The following is a 19599-nucleotide window of genomic DNA, read 5'->3' as shown; positions in this document are numbered from 1 at the left end:
TCGCCACTCGCGCTGGTGAACCGCCGGGACACCTCCCAGGACACGCAGCCGGCGCCCCCGGGGGCGCCTGGTGGGGCCCGCCCTGCGGGCACCATCGTCCACACCGCGCTCAAGTCCGCCCACAGGACGCCCGGAGCGCCCCCCGCGGGCCGCGGCTACAGAGCCGCGACCAGCGGCAGCCGCTGCTCGAACCAGACCACCTTGCCGCCGCCCAGCCGGGTCGAACCCCACCGCTCCGAGCACTTGGCCACCAGGTGCAGCCCGCGCCCGCGCTCGTCCTGCGGGCCGGCCCGGCGCCGGCGCGGCAGCTGCGGGCTGTCGTCGCCCACCTCGCAGCGCAGCACCGAGGTGCGCACCAGCCGCAGCGTCACCGGCCGGGTGGCGTGCTGGATCGCGTTGGTGACCAGCTCGCTGACCATCAACTCGGTGTTCTCGGTGAGCTCCTCCAGCCCCCAGCGGCGCAGCGCGTGCCCGGCCAGCCGGCGCGCCCGCCCGGGCGTCTCGTGCCGCGGCTGCAGGAACCAGTACGCGACGTCCTCGGCCGGGATGCCGTCGAAGGCGGCGGCCAGCAGTGCGATGTCGTCGCCGCGCTCGCCCGGCGGCAGGATCCGCAGCGCCTCCTGGCACAGCTGCTCGGGGGAGTGCTGATGGGCGTGCGAGAGCCGCTCGCGCAGCCGCTCCAGGCCCGTGCTGATCGGGCGCCGGCGGGACTCCACCAGCCCGTCGGTGAAGAGCAGCAGCGCCGAGCCGGGCGGGGCGGCCAGCTCGGTGGAGGTGAAGTCGACCCCGCCCACGCCGATCGGCGCGCCGGCCGGCAGGTCCAGCAGCTCGGCCCGCCCGTCCGGGTGGATCAGCGCGGGCGGCATGTGGCCGGCGTTGGCCACCACGATCCGGTTGGCGATCGGGTCGTAGACCGCGAAGACGCAGGTGGCCAGGTGCTGTTCGCGCCCCAGCCGCATGGCCTGCTCGTCCAGGTGGTAGAGCACCTCGTGCGGCGGCAGGTCCAGGGCGGCCAGCGTCTGGGCGCTGGTGCGCAGTTGGCCCATGATCGCGGCGGAGGTGAGGGAGTGGCCCATCACGTCGCCGACGATCAGCGCCACCCGGTTGCCGGGCAGCGGGATCGCGTCGTACCAGTCGCCGCCGACCTGGGTCTCGCTCTCCCCGGGCAGGTAGCGGTGGGCGAGCCGGACCCCGTGCGGCTGCGGCAGGTGGGCGGGCAGCATGCTGCGCTGCAGCTCGCCGGCGATCTCCGACTCGCGGGTGTAGCGCTGGGCGGTGTCGACCGCGAGGCCGGCGAGCGTGGCCAGGTGGGCGGCGGTCTGGGCGTCGGCCGGATCGAAGCGGGCCGGCTCCTTGCCGTCACTCTCGCCGGGGCTGCGGTAGCTGCTGGGACCGCAGTGCGCGGGCCGCACCTCGCCGGCCCGCGGGCCCGAGCCGCGCTGCTCGTAGGGGCGGCGGATCAGCACCAGCAGGCCCAGCACCGCCTTCTCGCGCCCGTGCAGCGGCAGCGCGAGCAGCGCGGTGCCGTGCGCCAGGCCGGCCAGCGCGCGGGCGCCGTAGAGCTCGGCGAAGAGCGGGCGCAGCCGTTCGCCCGCGGCGGTGGCCAGCGCCACCGGCCCGCACGGCCCCGGCTGGCGCAGCGCCTGGGCGACCGCGCCGTCCGGGCGCGGGGTGACGGTGCGTCGGGCGGCGCCCAGCCTGGTGCCCGCCGCGCGGTGCAGGCGCAGCGCCGGCCCGCGGCCCCGCTCGCGCTCGCCGGGCGGGACGGGCTCGCGCAGGTGCACCAGGGCGGCGTCCGCCAGCGCCGGCACCAGCACCTTGGCCAGGCTGCGGACGGTGCCGGCCGGGTCCAGGCTGCGGTTGATCAGCCGGGTGGCGTTGTTGAGGTAGGCCATCCGCTCGGTCAGGGCCTGACGGACCCGCAGGTTCAGCGGCGGCGCGGCGGAGCCCGGGCCGCCGGTGGTGGCGGGCAGGGTGTTCTCGGTGGACGTCCGGGGCGTGGGCGAGGACCGGCGCTGCACCGCGACGGCGGGCGGCCGGCCGGCCTGGGGAGAGGGAAGGTCGCGCACGGCTGCCCGTTCTTACTGGTCGGAGGAGGGCGTACGTCAGGTTGTCACGTGGTACGGGGGAACAGGCGCTGTGGTTCAGTTGGACGGAAGAATTCTCGGAGTCCGGACCGGAGCGCTCCGGTCACCGCGCCGGGCCCGCCCGCTGCGGCTGCGTCGGCTGACCCGGCGACAGTGCAGGAAGAGCTGCTCCTCCGGCGGCAGCGCGGTGCACGCGGGCGCGTACGGCCGGCCGTTCAGCGCCTCGACGCTGAAGCCGACCCGGCGCAGCGTCTCGGTCAGCTCCTCGCGCAGGAACCCGCTGATCCGGACCGGCCGGCCCAGGAACTCCATCGGGTAGGCGTCGAGGTCGGCCTCGACCATGCCCAGCACCAGCACCCCGCCGGGCCGCAGCAGGGTCCGGATCCGCTCCAGCGCCACCGGGATCTCGGCCTGCGGCAGCATGATGAGCGAGAAGAAGGCGGTGGCGGCGGCGAAGGTGCCCGCGCCCGCCGGGCCCAGCGCGGGCAGCCCCCAGGCCGATGCGGCGCGCTCGGTGGCCAGGTCGTACAGGTCGATGCGGTGGTGGCCGGCGGCCGAGGGCACGGTGGCGCGGGCGAGTTCCAGCATGCCGTCGGAGAGGTCGACGGCGGTCACCCGCAGGCCGCCGGCGGTCAGCTGGCGCAGGGTGGGCTCTCCGGTGCCGCAGCCGATGTCCAGCACCGGGGAGCCGGCCGGCAGTTCCGCCAGCAGCCGGCGACCGGCCGCGAGCTGGCCGGACTTGGCGGGAAACGCCTCACCGTAGCGGGAGCCGATCGCGTCGAAGGCCACCGCCTGCAGGACCCGTTCGGCGCTCCGGCCGCGGGCGGCCGACGGGGGGCCACCGCTGGGCGGTGTGCTGCCCCGCGCGGGGTCCGATATCTGTCCCGTCGTCACGTTTGAGAGGCACCTTTCCCACCTGGCCACCGGCCCCGCGACGGCCGTCGCGCCAGCTCTGGTGTCCCGCACTGCGCCTGCCGGCCTGCCTGGCCCTGCCCTGTGGAGCCCTCGCCCGCTCCGTCCGTTCCCGTGCCGTGGCCTGCCTGGTTCCCCGGCAGGTGCCGCGTGTACCGCCTGGCCTCTGAGAATATGCGCGATCACCACGGTGTGGAGTGCGTTTTTGGCCAACTCGTGCCCGGTGGCATGAATACGCACGAGGCGTGGAAGCACAGCGGGGCGGGCGGGGGTGGTGCGACCTCCTGGTGCGCGCCCGCGTGGCGCGCGGGGTGGCGCGGCGCGAGGGTCCGCCGGGGTCCGCCGGGTGCCGGCGCGGGCCCGCCGGGGGGCCGTTTATCGAACGTCAATCAGCGGGTGCCAGAGTTCACTCAGCGCCGGGGAAGCGCAGAGATGGTGCTCCCGCAGCCGGGGGGCTGCGGGGGACACCACTCTTCCGGGGGGAAGCGCGCTTTCCGAGCACGGGGGTGCGGGGGAACGCCGGGACGGCGGGACGCGGGTCGGGGGGACCGGCGATCGCGCGGGGGGAGTCCGGCGGTTACGGCGCAGGGGTGGTCGAGGGCTCGGTGTGCCACGTGTCGATGAGGCTCCGCACGGCTTGGGCCTCGGGCACACCGAGCCGCGTGAAGATCTCGTACGCCTCGTCCAGACAGGTCCGCGCGCGCTGGGAACGGCCCAGTCGCAGCAGCGCCTCGCCGAGCGCGGCGTTCGCCAGTCCCTGGCAGTAGGCGGCGTCCATCTCGCGCGAGATGGTGACCGCCTCCTGCGCGGCCTCGGCCGCCTCGGACAGCAGCCCGTCCACCAGCAGGCAACCGGCCAGCCGCGCCAGCGCGAGCCCCTCCCAGAGCCGTTGCTGCTCGTCGCGGTAGAGCACGTAGGCCTCGCGCAGCTGCTCGGCGGCCTGCGAGGACGATCCGGTGGTGCGCAGCACGATGCCCAGCTGGTACATCGTGTCGGCCAGGCAGCGGCGGTTGCCCGAGGCCCGGGCGGTGGCGACCGCCGAGCTCGCCGAGTCGACCGCGTCCTGCCACTGCTCCAGCCGCAGGTGCACCCGGGCGATGTTGCCCTGGGTGCGGGCGGCGCTGCCCATCGCGGCCAGCGCGATCGACAGGTCGCGCGCCTCCTCCAGCACCGGCAGCGCCTCGGCGGGCCGGCTGGTGGTGGCCAGGACGGTGCCGAGCAGGCTGTTCACCGCCGAGCGCAGCGCGGGCGTCTGGGTGCCCAGCAGGCTCAGCGAGGACTGCAGGGACTGCTCCGCCTCGGGGAACTCCCCGGTCAGGTAGGCCACGAAGCCCAGCGCGTAGCGCACCCGCGCCAGCGCCTCCAGGTCGTCGCAGGCGGTCGCGGCGCTGGCCGCCGCGGTCAGGATCCGGCGGATCCGCTGCGCGTGGTTCGGCTCCTCCACCAGCGTGTTGAGGGTGATCAGCAGGTCCACCGCGCGGCGCAGCAGCGCGGGCTCGCCCTGGATCGACTCCTCGACGGCGCTGAGCACCAGGCTCAGCTCGGAGCGCAGCCAGCTGCGCGCCGCGTCCGCGCTGACCATGGCCCGCTCGGGGAGGGTCGGCAGCTGCAGCGGCTCGATCGGCAGGTCGTCGGGCTCCAGCAGCTGCGCCACGTTGCGCACGGTCGCCACCAGCAGCGCCAGCAGGCGCAGCAGCGCGGCCTGGGTGTCCGCCAGGTCGCCGAGCTTCTCGCGCTGCTTCTGGGCGAAGAGCCGCAGCAGGTCGTGGTAGCGGTAGCGGCCGGGGGTGAAGCACTCCAGCATGTTGGCCTCGACCAGTGCCTCCGCCAGCACCTCGGCCCGGTCCTGCCCGACGCCCAGCAGCGCGGCCACCGCGGCCAGCGGCAGGTCGGGGCTGTCCACCAGGGCGAGCAGCCGGAAGGCCCGGGCCTCCTCGGGGCTGAGCTGCCCGTAGCCCAGGCCCAGGGTGGTCTCCACCGCCAGGTTGCCCAGCTGCAGCTCGTCCAGACGACGCCGCTGGTCCGCTAACCGCCGGGCCAGGTCCGCGACCGTCCAGCGCGGGCGGGTGGCCAGGCGCGCGGCCGCGATCCGCACCGCCAGCGGCAGGAAGCCGCAGGCGGTCACCACGGCCAGCGCCGCCTCCGGCTCGCTCTGCACCCGGTGGTGCCCGGCGACCGCCCCGAACAGCTCCAGCGCCTCCTGCGGCGTCAGCTCCTCGACGTCGAACAGGTGCGCGCCGGGGATGCCGGCGAGCCGCGAGCGACTGGTCGCCAGCACCGCGCAGCCGGCCACGCCCGGGATCAGCGGCATGATCTGCTGCGCGTCGCGGGCGTTGTCGAGCATGATCAGCATCCGCCGCTCGGCCAGCATCGAGCGGTACATCGCGACCCGCTGCTCGAAGGACTCGGGCGCCTCCTCGACGCCGAGCGCGAAGAGGAAGTCACCGAGCACCACGGCCGGGTCGGCGGGGGTGGCGCTGACGCCGCGCAGGTCGACGTAGAGCTGCCCGTCCGGGAACTCGGCGCGCACGCTGTGCGCGACGTGCACCGCCAGGGTGGTCTTGCCGACGCCGCCGATACCGGCCAGCGAGGTCACCACCACCGCCTGCCCCGAGGCGCGCGCCAGCAGCTCGCGCAGGTCCAGCACCAGCGACTGGCGGCCGGCGAAGTCGGAGACGTCGGCCGGCAGCTGGGCCGGCGGGGCCGGCGAGGCGGTCGCGCCCGCCTCGACGCTGGGACTCGCGGTGTCGGGCGTGCGGCTCATCAGGGCGGGGTCGGCGGACAGGATCCGCGAGTGCATCGCGGCCAGGCTCACCCCCGGCTCGACGCCGAGCTCGTCGATCAGCAGTTTGCGCGTCGTCGAGTAGACGCTCAACGCCTCGGCCTGGCGCCCGCACCGGTAGAGCGCGAGCATCAGCAGTTCGCGCAGGCGTTCGCGCAGCGGGTGTTCCGAGGAGAGGTATTTCAGCTCGGAGACGATTTCGGTGTGCAGTCCGATCTCCAGCGCCGCGGCGCCGCGATCCTCCAGTGCGGTCACCTGGTGCTCGATCAGCCGTTGGCGCTGCGACTCCGCGTACGGACCCGGGATCCCCGCCAGGGGCTGACCACTCCACAGCTCCAGCGCGGCGGTGAGCAGGTGGTGCGCCTTCTCGGTCCCGCCACTCTGCCGCGCCTGCAGGGCTTCGGCGGTACGGGAATTGAAGATCGAGAGATCGAGTGATTCGTCCGGAATTCGCAGCGCATATCCGTCTCGCACCGAAATCAGCAGTTCGGCGGGTGCGCGGACCTCGCGGCCCGGCTCGATGACGGATCGCAGTCGCGAGATATAGGTGCGCAGGGCGGCCACCGCCTGCGGCGGCGGACGGTCGCCCCACAGGCCGTCCACCAGCTCCTGGGTGGTCACCGGCCGTCCCTGGTGGAGCAGGAGAGCGGTCAGCACGGCCTGCTGTTGCGGTGAACCCAGCGCGAGCAGCTGCTCGTCGCGCCAGGCCTGGACTGGTCCGAGCACCTGGAAGCGCAGCACGGCATTGTGCGGCGTTGCCTGAAGCTCCATAAGGTCCCCCGATGGCCTGCGACTTCGCACCTCGAAGTGCTGCCCACCATGCTCCGGCCGGAGTGCCCGGTCAGGAAGGGCAAATGGGGCACATTGTGCACCTGGAGGGCTGTTTATAAGACATTTAACGACCCCTACGATACTGTCCCCACGCCGCGGCCAGACCGACCGGGGCGGTTGAGCACCAACACCCCGAGAGGTGGTCCGGCCATGGCCGAGAATGAGACCCCGATCGCTCTCCCCGAGCAGACCGATGAGCTGGAGGCCGTCCTGACCGGCGCGGTGCAGGCGGGCGAGGCGGCCGCCGACCAGCACGTCGAGCCCGGCGAGACCACCCCGCTCGCACCGACCGCCACGCCCGTCGCGCCGGCTCCGGCCACCGACCAGCCCGGCGGCGGAACCACCCACCCGCTCGGTGGCATCGTCAACATGCAGTAACCGGGCGGTGTTCGTGCCCGCATTTTGGCCTGATCGCACCGCGTAGTTGTCCATCGACGCTACGCGCGGAGAGCCCCTGGGGACACCCGGGGGCTCCGTCGTGTCCGGGGCGGGGCGCCGGGCCCGGGGCGCGTCCGGTGATGCTCCGCGGTCGTGGCATCACCCTGTGCGACAGTGCTGGGAGTCCCGCCCGCCTCCGGCCCACCGAGGAGCCGTCAGATGACCATCTCACCCGCCAAGCTCTCCGACCCCACCGTGCGCTCCCTGGTGGCGGCGATCAACGCCGGCGACCGCGCCGCCTTCGAGGCCCTGCTCACCGCCGACGCGACGATGTCGGACGACGGCTCGGACCGCGACCTCGCCCAGTGGACCGACAAGGAGATCTTCTCCGTGCGTGGGCACATGGACGTGCAGAGCGAGTCGGACGGCGGGCGCGCGCTGGTCGCCACCTTCCGCAACGACACCTGGGGCGAGATGCGCACCGCCTGGCGGTTCACGGTCGAGGGCGACGGCCGGGTGAGCCGCTTCGAGACCGGCCAGGCCTAGAGGCCCCGGGGGTCAGTCCGTACCGCCGCCGCGGCGCCCCCAGGGCACCGCGGCGGCGGCCGTCGTCACTGCGCCGAGCGGACCGGGATGCTGGTGATCAGCGGCGCCGCGTCCGTGGTCTCGGTGAAGAAGTCGTTGCCCTTGTCGTCGACCACGACGAAGGCCGGGAAGTCCTCGACCTCGATCCGCCAGACCGCCTCCATGCCGAGCTCGGCGTACTCCAGCACCTCGACCCGCTTGATGCAGTCCTGCGCCAGGCGCGCGGCCGGACCGCCGATCGAGCCGAGGTAGAAGCCGCCGTGCTTGGCGCAGGCGTCGGTGACCTGCTTGGAGCGGTTGCCCTTGGCGAGCATCACCATCGAGCCGCCGGCCGCCTGGAACTGGTCGACGTAGGAGTCCATCCGGCCCGCGGTGGTGGGACCGAAGGAACCCGACGCGTAGCCCTCGGGGGTCTTGGCCGGGCCGGCGTAGTAGACCGGGTGGTCCCGCAGGTACTGCGGCATGCCCTCGCCCGCGTCCAGCCGCTCCTTGATCTTCGCGTGCGCGATGTCGCGCGCCACGACCAGCGTGCCGGTCAGCGACAGCCGGGTCTTCACCGGGTGCTTGGCCAGCTCCGAGCGGATCTCGGCCATCGGCCGGTTGAGGTCGATGCGCACCACCGCGTCGTCCAGGTGCTCGTCGGTGGTCTCCGGCAGGTAGCCGGCCGGGTCGGTCTCCAGCTGCTCCAGGAAGACGCCCTCCGCGGTGATCTTGCCCAGCGCCTGGCGGTCGGCCGAGCAGGAGACGGCCATCGCGACCGGCAGCGAGGCGCCGTGCCGCGGCAGGCGGACCACCCGCACGTCGTGGCAGAAGTACTTGCCGCCGAACTGGGCGCCGATGCCGATCTTCTGGGTCAGCTCGGTGACCTTCGCCTCCAGCTCCAGGTCCCGGAAGCCGTGGCCGGTGGCCGCGTCGCCGCTGGTGGGCAGCGCGTCGAGGTAGTGCGCGGAGGCGTACTTGGCGGTCTTCAGCGCGAACTCGGCGCTGGTGCCGCCGACCACGATCGCCAGGTGGTACGGCGGGCAGGCGGCGGTGCCCAGCGAGCGGATCTTCTGCTCCAGGAAGGCGAGCATCGAGCGCTCGTTCAGGATCGCCTTGGTCTCCTGGTACAGGTACGACTTGTTGGCGCTGCCGCCGCCCTTGGCCATGAAGAGGAACTTGTACGCGTCGCCGTCGGTCGCGTACAGCTCGATCTGCGCGGGCAGGTTGGAGCCGGTGTTCCTCTCGTCCCACATGGTCACCGGCGCCATCTGCGAGTACCGCAGGTTGAGCTGCGTGTACGCGTCGTAGACGCCGCGGGCGATCGCCGACTCGTCGCCGCCGGCGGTCAGCACCTGCTGGCCGCGCTTGCCCATGACGATCGCGGTGCCGGTGTCCTGGCACATCGGCAGGACGCCGCCGGCCGAGATGTTGACGTTCTTCAGCAGGTCCAGCGCCACGAAGCGGTCGTTGGGGCTGGCCTCGGGGTCGTCCAGGATGCGCCGCAGCTGCGCCAGGTGGGCCGGGCGCAGGTAGTGCGCGATGTCGTGCATGGCGGTGGCCGTGAGCAGCCGCAGCGCCTCCGGCTCGACCTGCAGGAAGCGCCGTCCGCCCGCCTCGAAGGTGCTGACGCCCTCGGAGGTCAGCTTTCGGTACGGGGTCGGGTCGGCCCCCAGCGGGAGGAGGTCGGAGTAGGCGAAGTCTGGCGTCGGTGCCATGCGAGGTCCTTCACGGATTGATGGTGCTGCGTCGGCGAAGCGCCCTCCAGCGTAGGACCCGGGCGGCCCCGGGGCGTGCACGGGTGGGCCTGCGTGACGGGGGTCACGTTCGGGGTCACGTCGGGGGCCTCAAGCCCTCGTGGTCCACCGGTGCCACTGGCTAGGCTGCTCCCGTGGACAACTCGCCGTCACCGCAGCCGTCGCAGCAGCCGCCGCAGCCGTCCGACCGGGCGCCCGAGCAGGCGCCCGTACCCCTGACCAAGCCCCAGGACCAACCCGCCCCCGTTCTCGCCGCGGCCACCCGGGTGGCCGACGCCGACCTGCGCGCCGCGGACGCCGACCGGGAGCGGATCGCCGACCTGTTGCGCGACGCCTACGCCGAGGGCCGCCTCACCATGGAGGAGCACGCCGAGCGGATCGAGGCGGCCTACGGCGCCAGGACGCTGGGCGAGCTGGCGGTGCTCACCCGGGACCTGCCCGCCCACCGGCCGGTGTCGACGGACAAGCCCGCCCAGTCGAGCGCCCCGCAACTGCCGCCGGCCCGCGAGGAGTCGGCCAACCTGGTCGCCATCTTCGGCTCGGCCACCCGCAAGGGACGCTGGCGGGTGGGCAGCACCGTCCACGCGTCGGCCTTCTTCGGCGGGGTGGAGCTGGACCTGACCGACGCGGTCTTCGAGTCGCCCGAAGTGGTGATCGAGGTGGCCGCGTTCTGCGGCGGGGTGGACATCCGGGTGCCGGAGAACGTCACGCTGATCGGCAACGGAGTGGGCATCTTCGGCGGGTTCAACGTGCGCGAGCAGACCGCCGCCGACCCGTACGCGCCGGTGGTGCGGGTCAAGGGCGCGGCGATCTTCGGGGGGTGCGACGCCAAGCCCCGCAGGGGCAAGAAACTCCGGGAGTGGGTGCGCAAGCAGGTCGAGGGTTGAGGGCGCCTGCCCCGACCGGGGCCGCGGAACCTCATGTTCCGTCAAATGCCGCACCGGCACTCCAGGTTGGCCCGAGTGCAGGCCGTGGCCGGGCGGACACGGTGTGCATGAACCGGGATCGTGCTGGGTAATTCCTCTCGCACATCGTTTCTTGAAGGGCTGCGGTCAGACGGCGTCGTACGGCACAGACGGCAGCCGGGCGGTGACCGCGGCCTTCCCCGAGCAGTGTCAGGAGTTGCCGTGCTGCACCCGATCGAGCCCAGCACCACCGATGTCGTCCGCGTCGTCGCCGCCGCCGGCACCGACCGCGCCGCCGGCACCGGGCGCCGCGGCTGCGCAGGCGCCACGGCGAGTACTCCCGCGGGCCCTGTGGGCGTGCGGCTCGATCACCTGGAGGACAACCCCTGGCACACCGGCGCGGCCTGCCGGCGGGACGAGGCCGGACTCTTCTTCGCGCCCTCCAAGGAGCCGACGGCGGCCCGCCTGGCCCGCGAGGAGCACGCCAAGCAGGTCTGCGCCCGCTGCCCGGTGCTGCTGGAGTGCCGGGAGCACGCGCTGGCACAGCCGGAGCCGTACGGCGTCTGGGGCGGGCTGACCGCGGCCGAGCGCCGGGTGGTGCTGGCCCGCCGGCGCAGGCGCGAGCTCGAACTGGTCGAGCTGCGGGCCGAGGCGCAGCTGGTGGCCGGCCCGGTCGTGGGGCCGCGACTGGCGGGCCGGCGCGGCCCCGAACAGGGCCGGATAGCAGGCTGAGCGCGACCCCCCGAAGGGAGTCGCGCTCAGGCGCCGGGGGTGCAGCGCGGCCGGACGCGGGGCCCGGCCGGCCGGTCGCTAGTTCGCCCGGTCGAAGTCGATCGCGCTGTAGGCCCGCAGCTTGGACAGCTTGTGGGTGGAGTCGATCTGGCGGATCGTGCCGCTCTTCGAGCGCATCACCAGCGAGCTGGTGGTGGCGGTCTCCTGGCGGTAGTGCACCCCGCGCAGCAGCTCACCGTCGGTGATGCCGGTGGCCACGAAGAACACGTTCTCGCCGCTGACCAGGTCGTCGGTCAGCAGCACCCGGTCCAGGTCGTGGCCCGCGTCCAGCGCCTTGCGCTTCTCGGCCTCGTCCTTGGGCCAGAGCCGGCCCTGGATCACGCCGCCCATGCACTTCATCGCGCAGGCCGCGATGATGCCCTCGGGCGTGCCGCCGATGCCCATCAGCAGGTCCACGCCGGTGCCCTCGCGGGCGGCCATGATGGCGCCGGCCACGTCGCCGTCCGAGATGAACTTGATCCGGGCGCCCGCCTCGCGGACCTCCTTGACCAGGCCCTCGTGCCGGGGGCGGTCCAGGATTATCACGGTGACGTCCTCGACCGCGCTGCCCTTGGCCTTGGCCACCCGGCGGATGTTGACGGCCGCGGGGGCGGTGATGTCGACGAAGTCGGCGGCCTCCGGGCCGCAGACCAGCTTCTCCATGTAGAACACCGCGCTGGGGTCGAACATGGTGCCGCGGTCGGCGACCGCCAGGACGGCGACGGCGTTGGCCATGCCCTTGGCGGTCAGCGTGGTGCCGTCCACCGGGTCGACGGCCACGTCGCACTCGGCACCGGTGCCGTCGCCGACCCGCTCGCCGTTGTAGAGCATCGGGGCCTCGTCCTTCTCGCCCTCCCCGATGACGACGACGCCGTTCATCGAGACGGTGGAGACGAGGGTGCGCATGGCCTTGACGGCCGCGCCGTCGGCGCCGTTCTTGTCGCCGCGGCCGACCCAGCGGCCGGCCGCCATGGCCGCTGCCTCGGTGACTCGGACGAGCTCCAGGGCGAGGTTGCGGTCGGGCGCCTCGGGGGCGACCTCAAGGGAACGGGGGAGGTGGGAGGTGGTGCTCTTAGCTGCGTGCGCGGTCATCGTCGATACCTCTCTGTACGCGACGGCCAGTGAGCGGTCGACTACTGTCTGGTCGAGCGCTGCGATGAGGGTTCCCCGATCGTATCTGTGGATGGAATGACTGTCTGTGGCGCGGGTCCCCTCCGGCGTCGCGGGCCCCGCTCGCGACCTGCGGTTCTGCGCCGAAATAAGGGGATTCGGTCCGCCCCGGGCACCCCGGTGCCCGGGGCGCCGGACGCGATGGGTCACCATGTGGGGGTGGCAGGCAACAGTGGCAGCAGAGGGCGGCAGACCGTACGGGACATGGTCCTGTCGATGATCGCCGTCATGGGCGTGGCCCTCGTGGCGTACGTCTTCACCCCGCACGGCGGGGGTGACGGGGTTCACGTGGTCGGGTACCAGGTCGAGCTCGCCTCGGCGAAGCGCGCCGCACCGTATCCGGTGCTGGCGCCCGCCGGGCTCTCGGACCGGTGGCGGGCGACCTCGGTCTCGTACCAGAAGGACGCCGACGGGCACGCCGGGTGGCACCTGGGCTTCGTGACCCCCGACGGCAAGTACGCGGCCGTCGAGCAGAGCGACGCGCCGAAGAACGACCTGCTCAAGGCCGTGGTGACCGGCTACCGGCCGGACGGCAGCGCGAGCATCGCCGGCCAGGACTGGTCGCGCTACCAGGGCGACACCTACCGCGGCCTCAGTGCCCCCGCCGGCTCGGCCACCACCGTGGTCACCGGCAGCGCCTCCTACGACGAGCTCGGCCAGCTGGCCCAGGCGCTGCGCTGACCTTCCGCGCCCGCGCCCCTCATGCCACACGGCCCCGACCCGCGAGGCGGGCCGGGGCCGTGTGGCATGAGGGGCGCGGTGGCGTCAGACGGTGCTGACGACCTCGTCGTAGGAGAGCCGCGGGCTGCGCGGGAACCAGGCGTCCTCGCCCGGCTTGCCGATGTTCACCACGGCCAGCACCGAGTGCTCGCCGTCGGCGAAGAACTCCTTGTTGATGCCCGCGGCGTTGTAGCCGGTCATCGGGCCGGCGGCCAGGCCGGCGGCGCGCACGCCGATGATGAAGTAGCCGACCTGCAGGGCGCCGTTGAAGGCGGCCGAGCCCTCGCGGACCGGGCGCTCGGAGAAGAACATCTCCTTGGCCTGCGGGAAGTGCGGGAGCTGGTTCGGCAGCTCCTCGTGGAACTCGTTGTCGGCGGCCAGGATGGCGACCAGCGGGGCGCTGCTGGTCTTGGCCTTGTTGCCGTCGGCCATCTGCGCCACCAGGCGCTCGCGGGCCTCGGCGGAGCGGACCAGGACGACGCGCAGCGCCTGCTGGTTGAAGGCGGTCGGCGCGTACTTCACCAGGTCGTAGATCGCCTGCAGCTGCTCGTCGGTGACGGGCTCGTCGGTGAAGGTGTTCGCGGTGCGGGCCTCACGGAAGAGCAGGTCCTGCGCGGCGGCGTCGAGGACGAGGGCGTCGTTGGCGATGGTCATAATGGGCTACCTCATGCTGGCGGGATCGGTGCGGCGAAGGCCGCCGTTCACGGGTTCCAACATAGGTGAACTTTCAACGATTCCTCAAGGCGATGTGACCTGCCTCACGCCGGCCCCCGCCGGGGCGGCTCAGCGCTGCCCGCCCTCCTCCTCGGCGGCCAGTGCCGCGTCCAGCCGGGCCCGGGCGCCGTCCAGCCAGCGCTGGCAGACCTTGGCCAGCACCTCCCCGCGCTCCCAGAGCGCGAGCGACTCCTCCAGCGTGGTGCCACCGGTCTCCAGCCGGCGCACCACCTCCATCAGCGCGTCCCTGGCCTGCTCGTAGCCCAGCTCGCCCGGCTCGCCCTGCTCGGACCCGGCTCCCGCCGTGTCCGCCCGGTCGCCGCCCTGCTCCTGCGTCTCGCTCATGGCGCCAGCGTAGGGCCCGGCGCCGACAGCCGGCCGCAATCCGCGTGCGGGCGGGCCGCCGTGCTGGCTACTGTCCCGGGGCATGAGCGATGTGCGACAGGCCCGACCCGAGGACGCCCCGGAGCTGGTGCGGCTGCGCCTGCTGATGTTCGAGGCGATGCAGGGCGCGGCCCGGCCCGGTCCCTGGCAGCGGACCGCCGAGGAGGTGCTGCGCGAGCGGCTGCGCGACCCGGTGACCACCACCATGCCCGCCTTCGTCGTCGACGACGCCGAGCTGCCCGGCCGCCTCGCCGCCTGCGCGGTGGGCACGCTGGAGCAGCGGCTGCCCGCGCCGGGCCACCCGCAGGGCCTGTTCGGCTTCGTCTTCAACATCTGCACCGACCCGGCCCGGCGCCGCCGCGGCCACGCCCGGGCCTGCACCGAGGCGCTGCTGGCCTGGTTCGACGCCCGGGGGGCGACCCGGATCGACCTGCACGCCACCGAGGGCGGCGAGCGGCTCTACCGGGACCTCGGCTTCGCCGAGCACTCGGTGCCGCTCTCCCGCACCCGGCTCAGCGCGGATCCCGCGGCTGCTGCGGATCGCGGTCCGCAGGGGCGCCCGGGGCCGGAGCGGGTTGCGCCGGCGCCGGTGAACTGACCGTCACGTCGAAGCCGCCGCCCGCCACCCGGGCGTGCAGCGGCGCGCCCACCGCCAGCCGCGCCGGATCGGTGACCACGTGACCGTCGGGGGTCTGCAGCACCGCGTAACCGCGCTCCAGGGTGGCGGCGGGGGAGAGCGAGACGACCCGGGCCAGGGTGTGTCCCAGGTCGGACTCGGCCCGGTCCAGCCGGTGTCCCACGGTGCGCCGGGCGCGGTCCAGCAGGGCGCCCAGCTCCTGGCCGCGCTCGTCCAGCAGCCGGTGCGGCGCGGCCAGCGCCGGCCGGCTGCGCACCGAGGCCAGCCCGGCCCGCTCGCGCTCCACCAGGCCGGTCACCGTGCGCCGCGCGCGGTCGCGCAGCTGGCGCACCCGGGCCTGCTCCTCGCCGACGTCCGGGACCACCCGCTTGGCCGCGTCGGTGGGCGTGGAGGCGCGCAGGTCGGCCACGAAGTCCAGCAGCGGCTGGTCCGGCTCGTGCCCGATCGCGCTCACCACCGGCGTGCGGGCACCGGCCACCGTGCGGCAGAGCTCCTCGTCGGAGAACGGCAGCAGGTCCTCCACGCTGCCGCCGCCGCGCGCCACGATGATCACGTCCACCTCGGGGTGCCCGTCCAGCTCGCGGATCGCGGCCGCCACCTGCCCGGCCGCCTGCGGGCCCTGCACCAGCACGTTGCGCACCTCGAAGCGGACCGCCGGGCAGCGCCGCCGGGCGTTCTCCAGGACGTCCCGCTCGGCGGCGCTGGCCCGCCCGGTGACCAGGCCCACGCAGTGCGGCAGGAACGGCAGCGGGCGCTTGCGGTCGGCCGCGAAGAGCCCCTCGGCGCCCAGCAGCCGCTTCAGCCGCTCGAGCCGGGCGAGCAGTTCGCCCAGCCCCACGAGCCGGACCTCGGTGGCCCGCAGCGAGAGCGTGCCGCGCGCGGTGTACCACTCGGGCTTCGCGTGCACGATCACCCGCGAGCCCTCGTGCAGCGTGTCGGCCAGCGGCTCGAGCACCGAGCGGAAGCAGGTGACTCCCAGTGAGATGTCGTGGTCCGTGTCACGCAGCGTCAGGAACTGCATCCCCGGACGGCGGCTCAACTGGGTGATCTGCCCCTCCACCCAGACCGCGCCGAGCCGCTCGACCCAGCCCCCGATCAGCGCGGAGACCTTGCCGACCGGGATCGGGGCTTCGGGGGAGCTGCTGTTGGCCATGCGTCGAGGCTAGCGCCGACCACCGACGTCGCCGTGCCCCTCGCCCGGCCGGCCGACGTCCGGGCGGCCCCCGCCCGGCCCGGCGCCGCGGTGCTGCTGGACGAGCAGCACCAGCAGTCCTACGGCCAGCCAGATCACCCCGGCCAGCTGCGCGGTGCCGCTGGCCTCCCGGAGCACCGCGACGATCACCGCGATCCCCGCCACCGGCAGCAGCACGTGCCCCAGCAGGTCCCGCGACCGCTGCCGCACCGCGTACCAGCCGATCACCGAGGCGTGCAGCAGCACGAAGGCGCTCAGCGCCCCGACGTCCACCACCGAGGTGAGCCGGTCCAGACCGTCGTCGCGCCCGGCCGCCCAGCCGGCCCCGGCCAGCGTGACCAGGGCCGCCGCGAGCAGCGTGCGGCGCGGCACCCGCGCGGGCGCGTCGAGCACCGCCAGCGCGCGCGGCAGCCGCCCGGCCCGGCCCATCGCGAAGAGCAGCCGGCCGGCCGCCGCCTGCCCGGCCAGCGCCGCGAAGGCCGCGCCGATCGCCTTGCTGACCGCCACCAGGGTGTGCAGCCAGTGGCCGACCGCGCTCTCCACCGTGTCGTAGAAGGCCGAGCCCTGCGCCGCGGGCTGCTCGGCGAGCTGTTGCGGGGTCAGCGGCTCCAGCAGCGCCGCCAGGTAGCCCTGCGTCACGAAGAGCACCCCGGCCAGCGCCAGGCAGAGCAGCACCGCCCGGGCCACCGCCTGCGAGGCGCCCACCGCCTCCTCCACGAAGGAGGCGATCGCGTCGAAGCCCAGGTAGGACAGGACCGCCACGCTCACCGCGCCCAGCACCGCGCCCGCCGAGAAGCCGCCCACCCCGGTCAGCGGCGACAGCGGCGAGCGCACCGTGCCGTCCCGGGCCAGCACCACCACCGCGGCCACCACGAAGACCGTCAGCACCGCCAGCTCCATCACCAGCACCGCCAGGCCCACCACGGCGGCGGTGCGCACGCCCGCCAGGTTGAGCGCGGTGGTGACCAGCACCGCCAGCACCGTCCACGCCCAGCGCGACACGCCCGGCACCAGGGCGTGCAGCGCGATGCCCGAGAAGAGGTACGCCACCGCCGGGATCAGCAGGTAGTCGAGCATCACCATCCAGCCGGCCACGAACCCCGGCCCCTCGCCGAGCCCGGCCCGTGCGTAGGCGAAGACCGACCCGGCGCGCGGCACCGCGCGCACCATCTGCGCGTACGACAGGGCGGTCAGGCCCATGGCCACGGTCGCCGCCAGGTAGACGGCCGCCACCGCCCCGTGGCTCCTGGCGTCCAGCACGCCGAAGACGCCCACCGGCGCCATCGGGGCGATGAAGAGCAGTCCGTAGACCACCAGGTCCCGCAGCCCCAGGCTGCGCCGCAGCCCGGTCCCCTCGACTCGTTCGCTCACGCAGCCGATTGGAACACCCGTCGCCCCGCGCGCCCCGCAGGTCACCGGCCCTCGGCGCGGCTCACGAACCCCGCCGCATCGCCCGTACCATGGGAGCCATGTCGACCACCGCACAGCGCCGTGTCCTGCTCGCCGCCCCCCGGGGCTACTGCGCCGGCGTGGACCGCGCCGTCATCGCCGTGGAGAAGGCCCTGGAGCAGTACGGGGCACCGATCTACGTGCGCAAGGAGATCGTCCACAACAAGTACGTCGTGCGGACCCTGGAGAAGCAGGGCGCGATCTTCGTCGACGAGACGGAGGAGGTGCCCGAGGGTTCGATCGTGGTCTTCTCCGCGCACGGCGTGGCCCCCTCGGTGCACGACGAGGCGAAGGCCGGCAAGCTCGCCACCATCGACGCCACCTGCCCCCTGGTGACCAAGGTCCACAAGGAGGCGGTCCGGTTCGCCGACGAGGACTACGACATCCTGCTGGTGGGCCACGAGGGCCACGAGGAGGTGGTCGGCACGATGGGCGAGGCCCCCGACCGGATCCACCTGGTGGACGGCGCCGAGGACGTCGCGAACGTCCGGGTCCGCGACGAGAGCAAGGTCGTCTGGCTCTCCCAGACCACCCTGTCGGTGGACGAGACGATGGCCACCGTCGGCGAGCTGAAGAAGCGCTTCCCGCTGCTGGTCAGCCCGCCCAGCGACGACATCTGCTACGCCACCCAGAACCGCCAGGTGGTGGTCAAGCAGATCGCCCCCGAGACCGACCTGCTGATCGTGGTCGGCTCCAAGAACTCCTCCAACTCGGTGCGCCTGGTCGAGGTCGGCCTGGAGTACGGCGCCAAGGCCGCCCACCTGGTCGACTTCGCCGAGGAACTGGACGAGGCCTGGCTGGCGGGCGTCGGCACGGTCGGCCTGACCAGCGGCGCCTCGGTGCCCGAGATCCTGGTGCAGGGCGTGCTGGCCTGGCTGGCCGAGCGCGGCTTCGGCGACGTCGAGGTGGTCCGCACGGCCGAGGAGACGCTCACCTTCTCGCTGCCCAAGGAGCTCCGCCGCGACCTGCGCGCCGAGGCGGCCGGCAAGCTCTGACCGCCGCCCGCCGAGGTCGGCCCGGTCCGGATTCCGAGCTGCTTTCCGCCTCGCCCTCTCGTACGGTGAGAGCCGGACAACAAGGAGGAGCGACGTGACGGCACCCTCGGTCTTCGGCGTGGACATCGGCGGCTCGGGCATCAAGGGCGCGCCGGTGGACCTGGCGCGCGGCGCGCTCGCCGAGCCCCGGCACAAGGTGCTCACCCCGCGCCCCGCCTCGCCGGACTCGGTCCTGGCGGCGGTCCGCGAGGTGGTCGGGCACTTCGGCCACCAGGGCGCGGTCGGCCTGACCTTCCCCGGGGTCGTGGTGGAAGGCCAGACCCGCACCGCCGCCAACGTCGACCAGGGCTGGATCGGCCTGGACGCCGAACGGCTCTTCCACGAGGCCCTGGGCCTGCCCACCGTGCTGCTCAACGACGCCGACGCGGCCGGGTTGGCCGAGATCGCCCACGGCGCGGGGCGCGGCCAGGACGGCGTGGTGCTGGTGCTCACCTTCGGCACCGGGATCGGCAGCGCGCTCTTCGTCGACGGCGCGCTGGTCCCCAACACCGAGCTCGGCCATCTGGAGCTGCGGGGCAAGGACGCCGAGCACCGCGCCTCCTCGGCCGCCCGCGAGAAGCACGACCTGAGCTGGGCGCAGTGGGCGGAGCGGGTCGACGAGTACCTCGACCTGGTGGAGCGGCTCTTCTCGCCGCAACTGGTGGTCATCGGCGGGGGCGTCAGCCGCAAGCACGACAAGTTCCTGCCGCTCATGAAGGAGCGGGCCGCCCGGGTGGTCCCGGCGGAGCTGCGCAACGACGCGGGGATCGTCGGCGCGGCGATGGCGGCGGCCCGGATCTGACCCGGCCGCCTCGACGGGCCCCGCTCGGTGGTCGGCCCGTCCGCCGGCGCCGGGGCGCTGCCGGGCGGGGTGGGGGCGGGGCTTCAGCGGTTGCGGCGGATCCGGCGCTGGGCGACGAAGCGGGCCAGCACGATCGCCCCGGCCAGCCCGGTCCCGGCGAACAGCCACCCGGCCCGCAGCGCCAGCCCGCCGGCCAGCGCCAGCACCTGACCGATCATCCCGGGCAGCGTGACCGGGCCGAGCAGGGCGACGGTGAGCGCGAAGGCGATCGGCCCGCTGATCGGCGCCGCCGGCAGGTCGGCCAGCCGGACCCGCACCGCGGTCTGGAAGCTGACCAGCAGGAACCCGAGGCCGAAGACCACCCCGAGGCCACCGAAGAGCGCCTGGTCGAGCAGCCCGAAGGCGAGGGTGCCGACCACGGCCAGCAGCCCGGTGCCGACCGCGGTCAACCGCGCCGGCCGGCCGCTGCCCGCGCTGGCCGCCGTGCGGATCCGGCCCGGGGAGGGGCGC

18 protein-coding genes are annotated in these 19599 nt (G+C 74.0%); 8 read left to right on the top strand and 10 right to left on the bottom strand.

Annotation, left to right across the window (positions count from 1 at the left end; translation table 11 throughout):
- Window positions 1-155: 155 nt before the first annotated feature.
- From ABD323_RS25825 to ABD323_RS25815, 3 genes are all read right to left on the bottom strand, one after another.
- Window positions 156-2069: an ATP-binding SpoIIE family protein phosphatase gene (locus tag ABD323_RS25825; protein ID WP_344444348.1), complete on the bottom strand. Its 1914-nt coding sequence runs from the start codon at window positions 2067-2069 to the stop codon at window positions 156-158.
- 75 nt (window positions 2070-2144) lie between these two features.
- Window positions 2145-2981: a class I SAM-dependent methyltransferase gene (locus ABD323_RS25820; RefSeq protein ID WP_344444347.1), complete on the bottom strand. Its 837-nt coding sequence runs from the start codon at window positions 2979-2981 to the stop codon at window positions 2145-2147.
- Between the two features lie 595 nt (window positions 2982-3576).
- The gene (locus tag ABD323_RS25815) at window positions 3577-6552 is read right to left on the bottom strand and encodes an AfsR/SARP family transcriptional regulator (RefSeq protein WP_344444346.1); all 2976 of its coding nucleotides are present in this window, start codon (window positions 6550-6552) and stop codon (window positions 3577-3579) included.
- Window positions 6553-6762: 210 nt separating this feature from the next.
- Between ABD323_RS25815 and ABD323_RS25810 the strand changes: the two genes are divergently transcribed.
- Together ABD323_RS25810 and ABD323_RS25805 are read left to right on the top strand one after the other, a co-directional pair.
- The gene (locus ABD323_RS25810; protein ID WP_344444345.1) at window positions 6763-6990 is read left to right on the top strand and encodes a hypothetical protein; all 228 of its coding nucleotides are present in this window, start codon (window positions 6763-6765) and stop codon (window positions 6988-6990) included.
- A 219-nt stretch (window positions 6991-7209) separates the two neighbouring features.
- Entirely contained in the window at window positions 7210-7536 is a 327-nt protein-coding gene (locus ABD323_RS25805; RefSeq protein WP_344444344.1) for a nuclear transport factor 2-like protein, read from the top strand.
- 65 nt (window positions 7537-7601) lie between these two features.
- Here the strand turns inward: ABD323_RS25805 and ABD323_RS25800 are convergent, their stop codons facing one another.
- Window positions 7602-9272, bottom strand: coding sequence for a fumarate hydratase (locus tag ABD323_RS25800; RefSeq protein ID WP_344444343.1), 1671 nt, complete (start codon window positions 9270-9272; stop codon window positions 7602-7604).
- A gap of 173 nt (window positions 9273-9445) precedes the next feature.
- Between ABD323_RS25800 and ABD323_RS25795 the strand changes: the two genes are divergently transcribed.
- Both ABD323_RS25795 and ABD323_RS25790 read left to right on the top strand, forming a co-directional pair.
- Window positions 9446-10198 carry a DUF1707 SHOCT-like domain-containing protein gene (locus ABD323_RS25795; RefSeq protein WP_344444342.1) on the top strand — a complete coding sequence of 251 codons (753 nt, stop codon included), beginning with the start codon at window positions 9446-9448 and terminating at the stop codon, window positions 10196-10198.
- 369 nt (window positions 10199-10567) lie between these two features.
- A complete protein-coding gene (locus tag ABD323_RS25790; RefSeq protein WP_344444357.1) occupies window positions 10568-10948 on the top strand; it encodes a WhiB family transcriptional regulator in 381 nt (126 codons plus the stop codon).
- A 78-nt stretch (window positions 10949-11026) separates the two neighbouring features.
- Here ABD323_RS25790 and glpX read toward each other — a convergent pair whose 3' ends face one another.
- Entirely contained in the window at window positions 11027-12079 is a 1053-nt protein-coding gene (glpX, locus tag ABD323_RS25785) for a class II fructose-bisphosphatase (RefSeq protein ID WP_344444341.1), read from the bottom strand.
- 237 nt (window positions 12080-12316) lie between these two features.
- Between glpX and ABD323_RS25780 the strand changes: the two genes are divergently transcribed.
- Window positions 12317-12838 (top strand): DUF4245 domain-containing protein, encoded by a 522-nt coding sequence (locus ABD323_RS25780; RefSeq protein ID WP_344444340.1) that lies wholly within the window; start codon window positions 12317-12319, stop codon window positions 12836-12838.
- 84 nt (window positions 12839-12922) lie between these two features.
- On the opposite strand, the gene ABD323_RS25775 is transcribed toward ABD323_RS25780, so the two are convergent.
- Together ABD323_RS25775 and ABD323_RS25770 are read right to left on the bottom strand one after the other, a co-directional pair.
- A complete protein-coding gene (locus ABD323_RS25775; RefSeq protein WP_344444339.1) occupies window positions 12923-13531 on the bottom strand; it encodes a malonic semialdehyde reductase in 609 nt (202 codons plus the stop codon).
- Between the two features lie 129 nt (window positions 13532-13660).
- Window positions 13661-13936, bottom strand: coding sequence for an exodeoxyribonuclease VII small subunit (locus ABD323_RS25770; RefSeq protein ID WP_344444338.1), 276 nt, complete (start codon window positions 13934-13936; stop codon window positions 13661-13663).
- An 82-nt stretch (window positions 13937-14018) separates the two neighbouring features.
- Here ABD323_RS25770 and ABD323_RS25765 point away from each other — a divergent pair, with 82 nt between their 5' ends.
- Window positions 14019-14573, top strand: coding sequence for a GNAT family N-acetyltransferase (locus ABD323_RS25765; protein ID WP_344444337.1), 555 nt, complete (start codon window positions 14019-14021; stop codon window positions 14571-14573).
- Here ABD323_RS25765 and xseA read toward each other — a convergent pair.
- Both xseA and ABD323_RS25755 read right to left on the bottom strand, forming a co-directional pair.
- Entirely contained in the window at window positions 14488-15765 is a 1278-nt protein-coding gene (gene xseA, locus ABD323_RS25760; protein ID WP_344444336.1) for an exodeoxyribonuclease VII large subunit, read from the bottom strand. The genes ABD323_RS25765 and xseA overlap by 86 nt on opposite strands.
- Before the next feature lie 9 nt (window positions 15766-15774).
- Window positions 15775-17175 carry an APC family permease gene (locus ABD323_RS25755; protein WP_344444335.1) on the bottom strand — a complete coding sequence of 467 codons (1401 nt, stop codon included), beginning with the start codon at window positions 17173-17175 and terminating at the stop codon, window positions 15775-15777.
- 89 nt (window positions 17176-17264) lie between these two features.
- Here ABD323_RS25755 and ABD323_RS25750 point away from each other — a divergent pair, with 89 nt between their 5' ends.
- Both ABD323_RS25750 and ppgK read left to right on the top strand, forming a co-directional pair.
- Complete coding sequence (locus ABD323_RS25750; protein ID WP_344444334.1) at window positions 17265-18248, top strand: 4-hydroxy-3-methylbut-2-enyl diphosphate reductase; 984 nt, start codon at window positions 17265-17267, stop codon at window positions 18246-18248.
- 94 nt (window positions 18249-18342) lie between these two features.
- Window positions 18343-19089, top strand: coding sequence for a polyphosphate--glucose phosphotransferase (ppgK, locus tag ABD323_RS25745; RefSeq protein ID WP_344444333.1), 747 nt, complete (start codon window positions 18343-18345; stop codon window positions 19087-19089).
- A gap of 83 nt (window positions 19090-19172) precedes the next feature.
- On the opposite strand, the gene ABD323_RS25740 is transcribed toward ppgK, so the two are convergent.
- On the bottom strand, window positions 19173-19599 hold a 427-nt coding region (locus tag ABD323_RS25740), incomplete at its 5' end, for a DUF6542 domain-containing protein (RefSeq protein ID WP_344444332.1).

The sequence above is a fragment of the Kitasatospora nipponensis genome, from assembly GCF_039528135.1.
GTDB classification, from domain to species: domain Bacteria; phylum Actinomycetota; class Actinomycetes; order Streptomycetales; family Streptomycetaceae; genus Kitasatospora; species Kitasatospora nipponensis.
Note: the sequence above shows the minus strand (reverse complement) of the source record. Positions and strands in the feature narration are given on the sequence as shown.